The sequence below is a fragment of the Candidatus Binatota bacterium genome, from assembly GCA_012960245.1.
In the GTDB taxonomy this organism is placed as follows: Bacteria; Desulfobacterota; Binatia; order UBA1149; family UBA1149; genus UBA1149.
On record DUBO01000011.1, the window covers coordinates 1 to 15,276 of the forward strand.

Consider the following 15,276-nt stretch of genomic DNA (forward strand, 5'->3'; position numbering starts at 1 on the left):
TCATCGACCAGGCATTCATCGCCCTGGGTGCCGCAGGCAAAGCCCGCGGTCTCGTCGTTATTGTCGCATGAGCCCGCACCATCGCAGGTATCGGGATTGGTGCATTCGGTGTCGGTCGCGCTGCCGCAGGTAAAGCCCAGGCTCTCATCGTTGACGTCGCATGAGCCCGCACCATCGCAGGTATCTGGATTGGTACACCCGGTGTCGCTGCCGTCGCCGCAGCTGGTGGCCACGGGGGTGTTTACGGTCCCGCCGCACACCGAGGAAACGCATATATCATGGAAGGTGCACGTGTTGCCGTCGTCACAGGCTACGCCGGTGTCATAACGGATCGTGAAGTTGGTAAGCGTGCCAGGGTTTCCGTTTACGACCTGTATGCCGTCGGATCCCGCCGCGTTTTCAATACCGATGGAGTGAGTGTCCCCGTCGGGGACAGCAGACAGGTATCTCACCTCTATATTGTTGGCGCTTTCGAACAGCACGAGTTGAAAACTCACGGCAGAGCCACCACCAAAATGCTGTATGTCGGTAAACTGCACGATGAAGCGCCGCTGCGGTGAAGAGCCCAGTGTTTCGTAATGTATGGTTCCGCCCAGGGTCGGGTTCAGATCCTCGGCGAAGGCCATGATCGCCGCATTCGGGGCAGTGGCGTTGGGGATAGCAACGGCAGCAAAGGGGCAGTCGTTGGTGGTAAAGGAAAACAAGCCGTTCGCGCAGACGCTCAGCAACGTGTAATCGGTGCCGTAAAAGCTGAATGTAAAATCCAGCGCCGCGGTGGAAGTACCGTCATCTGCCAGGTTAAGCGCGGTACCGCTGGAGGTGATGTCTTCGTAAGTAAAACTGCTGGGGCCGCCAGGATCGTTGGAGTCGTCGCAACGGTAGGTGCCGTCTTCGCCGCAACCGCCAGCCTGTGCGCTCGCATCGATGTGTCCGCACGTACCGGCACCGTCGCACACGTCGGCGGTGCACGTGATGGCATCGTCGGAGCAGGGCGTGTTGACCGTGTCGAAGCAGTTACCGGCGGCCTCGTTGCAAGTGGCGTTACATTCGCTGCCTCCGCTGCACGGGTCGCCGGCGTGGTTGCTGCAACTGCCGCCGCTGCACGTGTCGGAGCCGTTGCAGAACAGGCCGTCATCGCAGGCGCTGCCGTCTTCTCCTGAGATGCAGGGGCCATCGACTGTTACGCTGATGTTGTCGACTCTGATCCAATCGCTGTCATCTTCGTTGACCACGAACACCGTAACCTGGCTTGTCGTGGGATGGACGTATTGATCGGCATCAATGCTTATAGTTTTACTGATGACAGCGTCGGCGCTGCCCGTATCGTCGCCTATTATCGTGTAGGAGCCGGTGGTGTAGTTCCACAGGTAGACCCAGCCGAAATCTCGCGAATCTCTCCTGCCTATTTCAGCTGAAACCGTTATCTCGGTGATGTCGGAGGCATCTTCGTCCAGGTATAACTCGAAAATTATGACAGCGTTGTCACCGGCATTAGGGTCTGCGGTCTGGTATCGGGAGTCATCCGAACCAACCAGGTTGGCGTACTCGGCCGTGGATGCTTCGGAGAACAGGCTCCAACCGCCGATGGTGTCGCGCCGGGCGCTGAAGGTGCCATTGGAAATGGTCGAATCGGGTTCGTCTATTTCACCATCTTCGGCCGTGAAGGTAGCCGAGGGGCTGGTGATCCCGTCGTAGGTGTAAGTTTTGCCCGGCAGTGGTGGACAAGCTGGGCAAGAAGCTCCGGAGCAGGTTCCCACTCCGCCGAAATTCAAACCCGAACAAGCGGTGCCTCCGTCGCAGGTGATCTTCCACTGGCTCGCGTCCGCACCTGCCTGGAGATTGATGGTGGCGTCCTTGCAGGCATCTGTTCCCGTGCAAAGGATGTGGCCGCTTTCGCTCGCCGGAGTGAACGTTGCGTTTCCCGAGCAGGAGGCCCCGCCGTTGCATACGATCGCGCAAAAAGAACCTACGCCGGTCGGGCACGCATTCCCGATGTTACTTTGATCCTTGCAGGCATCCGTACCCACGCAATTTTCTGAGCCGCAGGCCGCACCAGCGGGGCTCGCGAACAGGAAGATCCCGAAGACAAAGGCAAAAAGAGAACAAACGGCCGGGGACAGGCGGACTTCGGGAAGTGTATTGAAGATAGAAAGCGGACCAAGAAGCCGACGCCTGTTACGCCCTGGAACAGGACCGCTCCTGTTGTAGACCTTCGGCGCTGAGCGAGACACCCCGGGTAACGGCAAGAAGCCGAAGGTAAGCACTGCCCACAATGACAGAGCTATTTTAACTACAAGTCCTTTATCCACGGGAAGCTCCCCCCCCCCTCCCGGGTTGTTTGGACAATCCGGGTGCTACATCCCTGCAACGGATAGACTCCCACAAGGGGGCGATTCGTGTCAACGGTTCTGACGTGGTTTTTCCATCCACGCATCGTTTTTTTCTCCTCTCGTCCCCCATGCGGGGGGGGGGGAGCAGCGGTTAGGGGGGGGGCTTGTACCGCAGCAGGGTCACTGGGCTGACCCCGGTTTCGTTTGCAAACGGGGTTTGCTCCAGCGGAGTCAGTAACGCTGGGTCCACGACAGGCGAAGCGTGTAGTCGGCTGTCGTTGTTGTGAATGAACTGCCCGACTTGTCCCAGGCCTGGTTGGCCACCAGCGACAGCTCTCGCCCGGGTTCGGGTATCCAGCGCAACCGGCTGTTAAGCGTCGGCTGGTCACCCTGGTTGTCCCACTGCACGAGGTTGCGCCAGCTCACCCGCGTAGACGGGTTCACATCGAAACCGAATCGTGAGAGGTGGATGGTGAAGTCGCCCTCGGGCAGTTTCGCGTCGATGAGCTGGTGTTCCAAGGACAGGAAAAAATGCGGCGAGGGGCGCAATTCCAGCACGGCCGCGGTGTTGACCATGTTCCCTGAATAGAACTCGCCCCACTTGACGTGAAGCTTGCCCGCCACCGGTCGCGTTGTGCTGGTGTCGAGGCGCACCGCCGGCCGCTGGTAGCGGTAGTCCCCGGGCTGGATGATGGTGCCCGCGACTATCTCGAAGTCCTCGCTGGTGTCTTCTTCGATAAACGACCACGCGAAGCTGAGCTTGTCGCCGGCCTGGTTGCTGAGGACGAGATAGTCAACGTCTACTTGGACGCTTTCCAGCTTATCGCCGGTGTCGGTCACCGTTCGTGCCGTGAATCCACTGTCGACGTGGCGAATAGGTCCACTGCCAGGGCGGTGTCGATACCTGAGGTTTGCACGGTAGTCTCTAATGCCGGTGCGGTTGACGAAACCCAGCGCCGGCAGGAAGTCTTCTTGCAGTTCGGCAACCGATATCCCGGCGTTCCAGCGATCGTTGGGCCAGTCAACCGATGCGCCCCAGGCCAGTTCCTTGTCGCCGACAGGTGGTTCGCCGGTCGGCGGATCGGTCCAGCTTTTCTGGGCCCAGGCCCTGGCCACCAGCACCTGGTCGCCGGCGACACGGCTGTCGCGGTAGCGGTAGTCCAGGCCCGCCAGCGTGTTGTCGCCGTCGCTCAACGGGTCGCCGTGAGTGGCAATGAAGCCGGCTCGCGATTTGCTCCCGAGGTCGCGAGTTGCCCGGGCCACGGTGAGGTTTTTTGAGTCGACCTGCGCCGAATCTCCTACCACGACGTCTAGCAGGCCCAGGTCCCAGGGCCCCACGTGACCGGCGAGCTTGGCACCAACAACAAGGTCGACCGGCTGGGAGTCGGCGTCAAGTCCGATTCGGCGGGAGAAAAATGGCGTACCGTTCTGCTTGAGGCCTCCGAACTCGAACACCCCGGCGTCCTCGATAAAGAAATCCCTGGTCTCGGGAAAGAACAGCGAGAAGCGCGTCAGGTTGGTTTGCCTCAGGTCGACGTCGGCGTCGGAAAAATCGGTGTTGGCCGTGAACGCGGCCGTCATCGAAGGCGTCGCTCGGTAGAACACGTTTACCGAAGGTTCCATGGCCAGGTCCTGGTCTCCGGTTCCCGGGCCACCGGACTCCGCGTTCCAGCGGCTGCTCATCGCCAGCGAGGGCTGTATGTCCAGGCCCAGTCCCTGCTGTATTCCCTCTAACCCCTCCATGGTCCCGTAATTGGCGGGGTCGGTGATGCTGTATGACTGCGAGGTTGACCCCCATTTTATTTTCTCGCTGCGGCGGCGGATGTGGCGTTCGATTTCCAGGCCCCAGCGTGTCGAGTTGGCGTCCAGGCTCACGCTCTTGAAAGGAATCGCCATTTCGGTCGACCAGCCCTGCTCGTCAATGATCGAGTCTGCCGACCAGATCGCGTCCCACTCGTGCCGGTAAGTGGTCTGGTTTTCGGCCCGTCCCTCGCTGCTGGTGCCCAGGGGAGTGACCTGGAACAAGTAGGCGTTGCGTCGATCGAACAGGGTGTCGAGCATCACGTTTATGCGTGCCTCGTTCAGCAGGAAGGAGTCATTGACCAGCTGGTGCGCGACTATCTTTTCCGGCTCGCTGTCGAAGCAGCGCACGCCTATATAGATGTTGTCGTCATCGTAGGCGAGGTAGGCCACCGTGCGCTCGCTGGGGTCAGCACCCTCGACCGGCTCAACCTGCCGGAAGCTGTCGATGACGGCGGCGTCCTGCCACGTGGCATCGTCCAGGTGGCCGTCTATTACGGGTGGATTGTCAGTGCGGGTTATTGTTACCCGCGGGTGCGAGTATTCCGTTGCTTCTGCACTGGGCGGGTATAGCGGCGCCACGCACACCAGCGCTATGGCAGCGTGGGCGAGTAATCGGCGGGCAGGTCCCTGGTCGTAGTGTGCGTTATCTTCTAACACGCGAACTGGCCGGGCGTCGTGCCGGTCACGGCAAGTCGGCCACGGAAGCGTGATAATGTCGCTGCCCGGTAGCGTTTACAACGGGCTTTCTACGCGGGTGGCTGGACACCCCGGTGCCGGGCTGGCAGAACACGGGTTGCATGTCGGGTGAATCAATACTCATAGCCAACCGGGGGGAGGTGGCATTGCGGGTCGCGCGTGCGGCTGCCGATCTCGGCCTGCGTACGGTGGCCGTTTACGCAGGTGACGACTCGCGTGGACTGCACCTGCGCGTGGCCGACCAGGCCCGTCGTCTCGAGGGCAACGGCGTGGGCGCTTATCTCGATGGGGAACAGCAGCTGGCCATCGCCGTGGACGAGGGCTGTACCTTGCTGCACCCGGGTTACGGTTTCCTGGCCGAAAACGCTGGCTTTGCCTCGCTGGCGGCCGAGCGCGGCGTGGTTTTTGTGGGGCCCGCGCCCGCGACCCTCGAGCTGCTGGGCGACAAGCCTCGCGCGCGCGCGCTGGCCCGGCGCCTGGGAGTGCCGGTTTTGGCGGGAAGCGAAGGCGACCTCGATCTCGCCGGTGCCCTGGCGTTCCTGGAATCCCTGGGTAAGAGCGCAGCGATGATGGTAAAGGCCGTTGCCGGAGGTGGCGGAAGGGGTATGCGAGAGGTGTACAGCGCCGACGAGGTCGAGCAGGCCTTGGAGCGCTGCCGGTCGGAGGCCGAGTCGGCCTTCGGGCAGGGCGGGCTGTACGCCGAGCAACTCGTGAGGCGAGCGAGACATTTCGAGGTGCAGGTGCTGGGCGACCAGCACGGTGGCCTGGTGGTGCTGGGTGACCGCGAGTGCAGCCTGCAGCGGTGTCACCAGAAACTCGTGGAGCTGGCCCCGGCCGTCGCATTGTCCGCTGGGCAGCGAAAACAGATGAGCGACGCGGCCCTCCTGATGGCCCGCGAGCTCAATTACACGGGACTGGGCACCTTCGAATTTCTGCTCGACCTGGACGCTGGCGATACCGGCGAGTTGTTTTTCATAGAGGCAAACCCGCGCCTGCAGGTCGAGCACACGGTCACCGAACAGGTAACGGGCCTCGATCTCGTCAGCCTTCAACTACAGGTCGCCCGCGGCGCCAAGCTGTCGGAGCTGGGCGTGGATGACGTCAGGCAGAGCGGCATCGCGCTGCAGGTCAGGATCAACGCCGAACGGCAGCAGGCCGACGGCAGCGTGCTTCCCTCGGGCGGAACGCTGGCCGTGTTCGACCCGCCCGCGGGGCCGGGCCTGCGCGTGGACACGCTCGGCTACACCGGCTACGAGGTCGCCGGGGCCTACGATTCGTTGCTGGCCAAGCTGGTCGTCACGAGGTCGTCGGGAGATCTTGGCGAGTTGCTGGCGAGGGCCTACCGGGCGCTTTGCGAATTCAGGGTGGAGGGGGTGGCCACCAACATCGGTTTTCTACAGAACCTGCTGCAACACTCCGAGGTCGAGGCGGGCAACTGGTACACCGGGTTGCTGGGCGACCACGGCAGTGAGCTTTCGGCCAACGGCGACGGCAGGCATCGGCGCCTGTTTTTCGAAGACGACGCTGTCCCGGCGCTGCCTGCTGACGGCGGATCAGTTGCCGACGCGGGCGAGCGGGTCCTGTGCTCGGCCATGCCGGGCACGGTGGTTTCGCTGGCCGTCGAGGTCGGACAGGTGCTGGCCGCCGGCGACGAGTTGCTGGTGATGGAGTCAATGAAGATGGAGCACGTGATCGCGGCTCCAGTGGCGGGCGAACTGCTGGTGCTAGACGTGGCCGCCGGCGACACGGTGTCTGAGGGGCAACGCCTGCTGCTCATAAAAGAAACGCAGGGCGAGGTGACAGAGCCGGTGGCCGAAGAGGCTCCCGATCTTGAACGAGTGCGGCCCGATCTCGCCGAGGTCGTCGACAGGCACGCCTTCGGGCTGGACGAAAACCGCCCCGACGTGGTCGCGCGTCGTCGCAAGACCGGCCAGCGTACCGCCCGAGAGAACGTGGACGATCTCTGCGACGCGGGGTCCTTCGAAGAATACGGTGCGCTGGTGATCGCCGCCCAGCGCGGCCGCCGCGAGATGGCTGATCTTATACGCAAGACGCCGGGTGACGGTATGGTCTGCGGCCTGGGGCGGGTCAACGGCGATGTTTTTGCCGACGACTCGTCGCGTTGCGTGGTCATGTCCTACGACTACAGCGTGCTGGCGGGCACGCAGGGCATGCTCAACCACCGTAAGAAGGATCGCATGTTCGAGATCGCGCGCGAGCAGCGGCTGCCTGTGGTCATTTTTACCGAGGGCGGGGGAGGGCGGCCCGGTGACACCGACGCGCCCGGCGTGGCTGGTCTCGACTGCCTGGCCTTTCGCTACTTCGGTGAGCTCAGCGGGCTGGTGCCGCTGGTGGGCGTGAACTCGGGTTACTGTTTTGCAGGCAACGCCGCGTTGCTCGGTTGCTGCGACGTCATCATCGCTACGCGTAACTCGAGCATCGGCATGGGCGGGCCGGCCATGATCGAGGGCGGCGGCCTGGGTGTCTTTCACCCCACCGAGGTTGGCCCGGCTGCCGTGCAATCGGCCAACGGCGTGGTCGACGTGCTGGTCGACGACGAAGAGCAGGCCGTGGCAACGGCCAAGCGCTACCTTTCTTACTTCCAGGGCCCGGTCGATGACTGGCAGGCAGCCGACCAGCGCCTGCTCAGGGAGGCCATACCCGAAAACCGCTTGCGCGTTTACGACGTGCGCTCGGTCATCGAGACGCTGGCCGACGAGAACTCGGTGCTCGAGCTGCGCGGGGGCTTCGGAGCGGGCATGGTCACGGCGCTCGCGCGCATAGAGGGACGCCCGCTGGGCATACTGGCCAACAACCCCGGCCACCTGGCCGGGGCCATAGACCCCGACGGGGCCGACAAGGCAGCGCGTTTCATGCAGCTGTGCGATGCTTTTGACCTGCCCGTGCTGAGCCTCTGCGACACGCCGGGCATCATGGTCGGACCCGAGATAGAAAAACTCGCCAATGTCAGGCACGCCTCGCGCATGTTCGTAGTCGGCGCGAGCATGACGGTGCCCTTCATGACCATAGTGCTGCGAAAGGGCTACGGGCTGGGGGCGCAGGCCATGGCGGCCGGCAGCTTCCACGCGCCGCTGTTCACGGTGTCCTGGCCCACCGGGGAGTTCGGCGGCATGGGCCTGGAGGGAGCCGTCAAGCTGGGATTTCGCAAGGAACTCGAGGCCGTCGACGATCCGCAGGAGCGCCGCGAGCTTTACGAAAAGATGGTCGCGCGCGCCTACGAGGTAGGCAAGGCCGTCAACATGGCGTCGCACTTCGAGATCGACGACGTTATCGATCCCGCCGATTCGAGACAACGCGTGGTGTCAGCGCTGAGGTCGGTGCCGGATCCCGCGCCGCGCACTGAAAAGAAGCGTCCCTGTATTGATACCTGGTAGACCGCGATAAATAAGGAGGCAGGTTGTGTTGCAAGGACTTTTTCCTCAGCAGGTCAACAACGACTACCGGGGTCACCCGCTGGCCTTGTGGCTGTTCTACCCGATAACGCTGATTACGCTGGGCCGCAGCCTGGTACACATCTTCCGCGACGACGGAGGTGCGCAGTCGATTGCCACCATACCGCTGGACAGTTTCACGCCCGACGGGGCCGCGGGCGTGGTAACGATCTTCGCCTTGTGGGGATTGTCGCAGTTGTTGATCGGCCTGTTCTACGTGCTGGTGCTGTGGCGCTACCGGGCGCTGTTGTCGCTGATGTACCTGTCGCTGATCGTGGAATACCTGTCGCGCATGGCTATAAGCAACTGGAAACCGATAGTCACGCTTGAGACTCCGCCGGCCGTACCGGGCGGTTACCTTATCATTGTCGTGTCGCTGGTCATGCTGGTGCTGTCGCTGCGACGGACCCCGGCAGCAGGCGGCTGACTGCTGTGGCCGCGGATCAGTCGCGTCCCAGTATGGCGATGCCGCAGGCAGTGGGATGGCCGCCAAGGTTGTGTGACAGGGCCATCCGGGGGTTTTTGACCTGGCGCTTTTCGGCGCGGCCCTGCAGTTGCAGCGTGTTCTCGTAGATCATGCGTACGCCGGTAGCCCCGGTGGGGTGTCCGAAGGCCTTCAGGCCTCCGTCGGTGTTCACCGGCAGGTCGCCGCCCAGTTCGAATTTGCCGTCGGCTATGTGTTCCTTCGCGCTGCCCTTGTCGCAGAACCCGAGATCCTCGTAAGCCAGCAGCTCGGTCAGTGAAAAGCAGTCGTGCACCTGGGCAACGCCGATCTCGCTGCGCGGATCGCTTATGCCGGCCTGCTCGTATGCATCGGCGGCGGCCCAGCCGTTGGGTTTCCACGAGAGGAAGTCGTTGCCGGGGTCTTTCTGGGGATTGGGGCCCGAGCTGATGGTGACGGCCTTGACCAGCACCGGGTCGTCGCGGAAGCCACGCGCGAGGTCGGTGCGTGACAGTACCACCGCGGCCGCGCCGTCGGTCTGCGCGGCACAGTCGTACAGGCCGAAGGGCCAGGAGATCATGCGTGCGCTGAGCACGTCGTCGACGGTGATTTCCCGCTTGAGCCAACTGCGCGGGGCCAGCGTGCCGTTGTGGTGGTTCTTGACGGCGATGCGCGCGAGGTCCTCGCGGCCGGCACCGTAGCGATCAAAGTAGGTCGCCGCGCAAAGAGAGAACCAGCCGGCGGGCGTCCTGGGCAGGTCGCGTACGCCGTCCATCATCACCGTCGGCCCTGAGACGCCGCGGTCCTTGGGCTTGTCGTAACCTACCACGAGCACGGTGTCGTACAGCCCCGAGGCGATAGACATTACACCGTAGCGAAACGCGTCGGTGCCGGTGGCGCAGTAGTTAGAGACCATGCTCACCGGTCGCTCGAACAGCTTGAGCGCGTCGGCACACTCGTGCGGCCCCTGCGTGGTGTAAAGGCTGCCGGTGAATACAGCCTCTATTCTTTTCTGTGGTTCGTCTATGCCCGCGTCGGCGTAAGCCTCGTAGGCGGCGTCTACGATCATGTCGGACGGAGACTGATCCCAGTTCTCACCAAAGGGGCAGCAGCCAACACCCACTACCGACACCTTGTCGCGAAGCGCATCCTTGCCCATTACCGGTCCTCGCTTGTTGCCGGCTCAGTGGCCGGCGTTGCTTTCCAGTAGTAGTTGGGACGACCACCGGCGCGGTGCATACAGCGGAATTCGAATTCCAGCGGCATGCCGAGGCTGACGTCGTCGGGTGCGCAGTTGACCAGCTGCATGTGCACGCGCGCACCCTCGACGTCGACTATGCCCGCTACCGTGGGCGGACTGGGCGTGGGAAAAAAATAGTCGAAGGTCCAGGTCACCAGCTTCCCGCTGCGGTCCGAAAGGCGGGTTCCATCAAAATCGTCGCGGGCGAAGCAACTCTCGCACACGCGTTGGACGGGAAACTGCACGGCGCCGCAGGAGCGGCAACGCTGGCCACAAAAAGCGAGGTTGCTGTCGCGCTCGCGGAAGTGGACGGTAGCCGAAAGTCCCGGTCCTGCCTGGGCTTCCCACTCGCTTGTCCCCAGGTCCCTGGCCTTGAGATACTGGGCGTAGTCGGCCACCGGTTGCCGCCTTTCCAGGTGCCACCCCACTCCTCGTCGTTCCGGCAGTTGCTCGATTCCGTCGGTGACCTTGAGCGCGAGGGCATCGGCGCCGTCGCCGTAGTTGGCTACCAGTATGCGTTCGCCCGGGCGTGCGTTCTCGAGCGCGGCTACCAGTTGCAGGGGTGCGAAGGCCACGCCGGCGTTTCCCAGGCGGCCGAAAAAGCCGTCGGTGAGTTGTTCGTCGGCCAGGCCCAGTGTGCGTGCGACGCCCGTCCGGCTGCGGTGGTCGGGGCCGTACAGGGCGACCTTGTCGTAGTCGCTTACCGAGTCGTCGCCGTCGGCCAGCAGGCCATCGATCGCCTCGGCCATGCGCGGCGCGTAGCCTTCCTGCACGACGAAGCGGTCTTCCCAGCTGTGCACGAAGTCATCCCCCTCGCTGCGCCACACGTCGACGATTTCGTCGGTGACAGATCGAGAAGCTTCCATGGTGGCTATGACCGAATCCTTCGACACGAGGAACGCGGCCGCGCCGTCACCACTGTTGCGCTCCAGTCCGGAACCCGGGGCACCCATTCGGCAGTCGGACGCGATGACCAGGACGCACGTGGCCGAACCCGCGTCGATGGCATCGGCGGCCGCCCGGAGGGCGGTCGTGCCGGCGCGCAGCGAGTTCGAGTAGTCGGTGGCCTGGAGCTCACGGCCGAGGTCCAGGGCTCGCGCGATCAGTGCCGCGCCCTGTTTCTCCCTGAACGGGTAACTGGTCGATGCGAAGTAGACCGCGTCGACCCGCTCGCGGGAAAACCCGGCCAGGCAGTCAGCACCGGCCGCCACCGCCATGGTGACGCTGTCCTCGTCGTTCCACGCCACCGCTTTTTCGGGACCGCCGTCGCGCGGCGTATGGCCGGACAGGGCGTCCAGCGAAAGCCGGTGAGGTGGTACGTAGGCGCCGTAAGAACTTATTCCTGCCATGGTGATTTCGCTGCTTCAGCCACCCATCTTGAGGCCGGCTACACTGCTACCGAAAATCTCGGTGGCGACCGCGTCGCCAATGCGACGCGCGTCCCAGCGCTGTGGTTCTTTTCCTGCTTTTACGGGTGAGCCCAGTTGCCACGAACGGTAGTGTGCTATTTCGTCGCCCACCGCGCGGAAGACCTGCCCGGTAACGTGCGAGGCATCGTCGCTGGCCAGCCACGCCACCACCGGTGCCGAGTTCCCGGGGTTCAGCTTGCTGAACTCTTCACCCACTTCGTTGGCCTCCAGCGTTTCCATGCCCTGGAAGGTCTCGGTGACAAGGCGCGTAGCTCCACCAGGTGCCACCGCGTTGGCTCGCACCCCGTAGCGCTTGCCCTCCAGCGCCGTGATCATGGTGAGCGAAGCAATGCCTCCCTTGGCGGCGCCGTAGTTGGCTTGTCCCTTGTTACCCTGCAGGCCCGCCGAGCTGACCGTGTTTACGATCGCGGCCCGGCGCGGCCGGCCGGCCTTGGACTCGGCCTGCCAGTAAACGCAGGCGTGGTGGGTCATGTTGAACGTGCCCTTCAGGTGTACGGCGATCACGCTGTCGAAGTCGTCCTCTGTCATCCTCACTATAGAGGCGTCACGCAGTATGCCCGCGTTGTTGACGACGATGTCCAGTCCGCCCCAGGTGTCGATGGCCTGGGCTACGCAGGCCTCGGTGTCGTTCCAGGACGATACGTTGGCATTGTTGACGACCGCTTCGCCGCCGGCCGCCTTGATGAGGCCGGCGGTCTCCGCGGCAGGACTGTCGTCACTGCCCTGGCCACCGGAGTCGGTGCCGAGGTCGCTGACCACAACGCGCGCGCCGTGGGCGGCAAGTTCAATAGCCTCGCCGCGGCCTATGCCGCGTCCGGCACCGGTCACGATCGCGATTTTTCCTTCAAGCAGGGACATGCCTTTAAGCCTCCAGCGGGTTCGTCTCAACGCCCACGGTTCAGTCGGTCACGCGCGGGCGTACATGGCAACCACGCAGGCCCCGCCCAGGCCGAGGTTGTGTTGCAGTGCGGCGCTGACGTTGTCTACCTGCCGCTTCTCCGCTTCGCCGCGCAGCTGCCAGGTCAGCTCGGCGCACTGGGCCAGCCCGGTCGCACCGATGGGGTGCCCCTTGGAGAGCAGACCCCCCGAGGGGTTGACCACCCAGCGCCCACCGTAGGTGCACGCGTTTTCTTCCACCAGTCGTTCGCCTTCACCCTCGGGGCACAGGCCGAGCGCTTCGTAGGTGATCAGTTCGTTGGTGCTGAAGCAGTCGTGCAGTTCGATGACCTGCACGTCGTTGGGGCCCAGGCCGGATTCATCGTAAACCTGCCGCGCCGCGCGCTCGGCCATGCCCATGCCTGCCACGCCTATGGCGCCGCGCTCGAAGTCCTCGGCCCGGTCGGTGGTAAGCGCCATTGCGAGTATGTCGATTGCGCCGGGGTGGGGGTGGGACTGGAGGTAGCGCTCGGACACGACCACCGCAGCTGCCGCGCCGTCGCTGGTCGGGCAGGCCTGCAGCAGGGTCAGCGGGTCGTAAACCATTCGGGAGGCCAGGACCTCATCCAGCGTGCAGGCTTCCTGGTACTGCGAGCGCGGGTTGTTTACCGAGTGCAGGTGGTTTTTTACCGAGATCTTGGCGAAGGTTTCCGGCTTGGTGCCGTACTTCTCCATGTGGTCGCGGCCGGCATCTCCGAAAACCCGCGCGGCAACCGGGGCTTTCTTTTCTCTCACGGTCTCCTCGGCGACCGCCTCCATGCCGGGCATCTGGTTTTCGATCGGACCCTTTTTCATTTTTTCAAAGCCCAGGGCCAGCGCGGCGTCGACTTGTCCGCTGCGCACGGCGCAGTAAGCCATGTAAAGGGCAGTTGAACCGGTAGAGCAGTTGTTGTTGACGTTGAATACGGGGATGCCAGTCATGCCGATTTCGTACAGCGACTGCTGGCCAAGCGTGCTCATGCCGTTGATGTAACCGCAGTAGGCCAGTTCGATGTCGGCGTAGGGGACACAGGAGTCATCCAGGGCGTCCCGGGTGGCGCTGCGCGCGAGGTCCTTGGCGTCGCTGTCGCAGCGGGCGAACCTGGTCATGCCAACTCCAATGACGAATGCGCGTTGGGTGAAATTACTGGCCATTGTTTTTTACTCCAGGCTGTTGGAATCGAGGCGGTCGGCTTTGTCGCCCAGTGTTGTCGGTGGGCAAGGGTGCGTCAAGAACGCGATCGGCCTCGTAAAGACCGCTAACCGCTGAAAAGTAGTTGCCCGAGGCTGTCCAGGTGGCAGCCGGCGGGGTCCATGAAGGCCTCGTCGTCTGCCGGGCGGGCGAGCTTCATTTCCTGCGCGAGGCCAGTTCGGTGCTGAGCGCGCGTTCGCGTTCCATTGCCTCGGCCATGGTCGAAGCGGGGCCCTGTCGAAGGGCGCGCTTAGCAGCCGCCAGTACCTCAGGGCGTTTCTCCGCCATTGAGCCGGCAAGTGTGCGCGCTTCGTCGGCCAGGCGGTCGGGAGCGACCACCCGTTGCACAAGTCCCGCCGCGCCGGCCTCGTCAGCGGTTATCACCGCTCCCGACAGCACCCATTCAAGCGCCTTGGGCGTACCGACCAGCTGCGGCAACAGGTGCGTGCTGCCCAGGCCCGGCAGCATGCCCAGGCCGGTGAAGTTAAGACCCAGGCGGGCGCCGTCGGCCGCCAGTCGGACGTCGCAGCCAAGAGTCATCGTGACCCCGACACCGAAGGCGTCGCCGTTGATGGCCGCGATGACCGGCTTGGCATACGAGAGCAGCTCCAGGGGGAACTCGCGCACGAAAGACTCCTGGCCCAGGGCGGGCCCGGGCCCGCCCTTGCGGCCGGCCATGTGCTCTTTCATATAGTCAAGGTCCACGCCGGCGCAGAAGGCCCGGCCACGACCGGTCAGTACTACCACCCGCGCAAGGTCGTCGTCTCGTGAGCGGGAGAACGCATCGACAATTTCTTCACCCATCTCGGGCGTGTAGGCGTTGAGCTTGTCGGCGCGGTCAAGCGTGATGGTGGCTATGCCCTCGGCCAGTTCGTAGGAAATTTTTTTGTACATCGTCTCGCGTATTGCCCCGCGCCCGGTCTACTTACCGTCGTAGGGCGCCCAGCGCGGCTGGCGTTTTTCGACCATCGCTGCCGGTCCCTCGGAGTGATCGGGGTGGGCCGTGTGTTGGCGTATGGTCTGCCAGGTGTTTTTCAATGCCTCGTCCAGGCCCACCTGCAGGCTCTGCCAGATGGCCTGCTTGGAGCGGGCCAGCGCGGTGGGCGAGTGCTGGGCTATCGTGGTGGCGAGCTCGCGTGCCCTGGGCATGAGCTCGGCCTGGGGCACCACCTCGCCGACCAGTCCCACAGCCAGTGCTTGCTCGGCGGTCATGCGCTCTGAGCCTCCGAGCAGCGCCAATCGCAGGACGGCCTCCAGCGGTATGCGCCGGGCCAGGCCCACGGGCTCCAGGCCCGAGATGACACCGAGCTTGACGTGGGTATCGAAGAAGGTGGCGTTGTCGGCGGCGACGATAAGGTCGCTGTCGGCCACGAAGTGCAGCCCGCCGCCGCAGCACATGCCGTTGACGGCCGTGATGACCGGCTTCCAGCAGGCGTTCTGTATAGCGGTGATGTGCAGGAAGGGCGTGTCCTCGGCCGGAGGGCCCGTGCGATCAAAGCCGCCTTCGGCTACCACCGCCTCCACGTCCACGCCTGTGCACAGGGCTTTTTCGCCGGCGCCGGTCAGTATGACGCAGGTCGTGTCGGGATCGTCCTTGATCGCCTGCCATGCCTGCGCGAGCTCGCGGGCCATCAAGCTGTTGAAGGCATTGCGACGTTCGGGTCGGTTGAGCGTGATCGTGGTCACGCGGTCCTCGGTCTGGTAGAGCAGTGTCTCGAAATCCATGGTGGCGCCCGCCAGTCGATACTAGGGCGCGCTACGGATTAAGTCGAAGCC

Annotated in this window: 10 protein-coding genes; 2 read left to right on the forward strand and 8 right to left on the reverse strand. The window is 63.8% G+C overall.

Annotated elements, in window-relative coordinates:
- A partial coding sequence (locus EYQ35_01260) for a hypothetical protein (GenBank protein ID HIF62769.1) occupies positions 1–2,027 on the reverse strand: 2,027 nt, incomplete at its 3' end.
- A 534-nt stretch (positions 2,028–2,561) separates the two neighbouring features.
- Positions 2,562–4,847 carry a hypothetical protein gene (locus tag EYQ35_01265; GenBank protein HIF62770.1) on the reverse strand — a complete coding sequence of 762 codons (2,286 nt, stop codon included), beginning with the start codon at positions 4,845–4,847 and terminating at the stop codon, positions 2,562–2,564.
- Positions 4,848–4,930: 83 nt separating this feature from the next.
- On the opposite strand from EYQ35_01265, the gene EYQ35_01270 reads away from it, so the two are divergent.
- Complete coding sequence (locus EYQ35_01270; GenBank protein HIF62771.1) at positions 4,931–8,224, forward strand: carbamoyl-phosphate synthase large subunit; 3,294 nt, start codon at positions 4,931–4,933, stop codon at positions 8,222–8,224.
- Positions 8,225–8,249: 25 nt separating this feature from the next.
- On the forward strand, positions 8,250–8,708 hold the full coding sequence (locus tag EYQ35_01275; GenBank protein ID HIF62772.1) for a hypothetical protein: 459 nt from the start codon (positions 8,250–8,252) through the stop codon (positions 8,706–8,708).
- A 16-nt stretch (positions 8,709–8,724) separates the two neighbouring features.
- Here the strand turns inward: EYQ35_01275 and EYQ35_01280 are convergent, their stop codons facing one another.
- The 6 genes from EYQ35_01280 to EYQ35_01305 all read right to left on the reverse strand — a co-directional run bounded on the left by EYQ35_01280 (position 8,725) and on the right by EYQ35_01305 (position 15,225).
- On the reverse strand, positions 8,725–9,882 hold the full coding sequence (locus EYQ35_01280; protein HIF62773.1) for an acetyl-CoA acetyltransferase: 1,158 nt from the start codon (positions 9,880–9,882) through the stop codon (positions 8,725–8,727).
- On the reverse strand, positions 9,882–11,312 hold the full coding sequence (locus tag EYQ35_01285; protein ID HIF62774.1) for a 3-hydroxy-3-methylglutaryl CoA synthase: 1,431 nt from the start codon (positions 11,310–11,312) through the stop codon (positions 9,882–9,884). The genes EYQ35_01280 and EYQ35_01285 overlap by 1 nt, the downstream gene beginning before the upstream one ends.
- Positions 11,313–11,327: 15 nt before the next feature.
- Positions 11,328–12,251, reverse strand: a complete 924-nt coding sequence (locus EYQ35_01290) for an SDR family oxidoreductase (protein HIF62775.1) — start codon at positions 12,249–12,251, stop codon at positions 11,328–11,330.
- Between the two features lie 48 nt (positions 12,252–12,299).
- The gene (locus tag EYQ35_01295) at positions 12,300–13,463 is read right to left on the reverse strand and encodes a lipid-transfer protein (protein ID HIF62776.1); all 1,164 of its coding nucleotides are present in this window, start codon (positions 13,461–13,463) and stop codon (positions 12,300–12,302) included.
- A gap of 193 nt (positions 13,464–13,656) precedes the next feature.
- Positions 13,657–14,394: an enoyl-CoA hydratase gene (locus tag EYQ35_01300; protein HIF62777.1), complete on the reverse strand. Its 738-nt coding sequence runs from the start codon at positions 14,392–14,394 to the stop codon at positions 13,657–13,659.
- Between the two features lie 27 nt (positions 14,395–14,421).
- The gene (locus tag EYQ35_01305) at positions 14,422–15,225 is read right to left on the reverse strand and encodes an enoyl-CoA hydratase/isomerase family protein (GenBank protein HIF62778.1); all 804 of its coding nucleotides are present in this window, start codon (positions 15,223–15,225) and stop codon (positions 14,422–14,424) included.
- Positions 15,226–15,276: the final 51 nt, after the last annotated feature.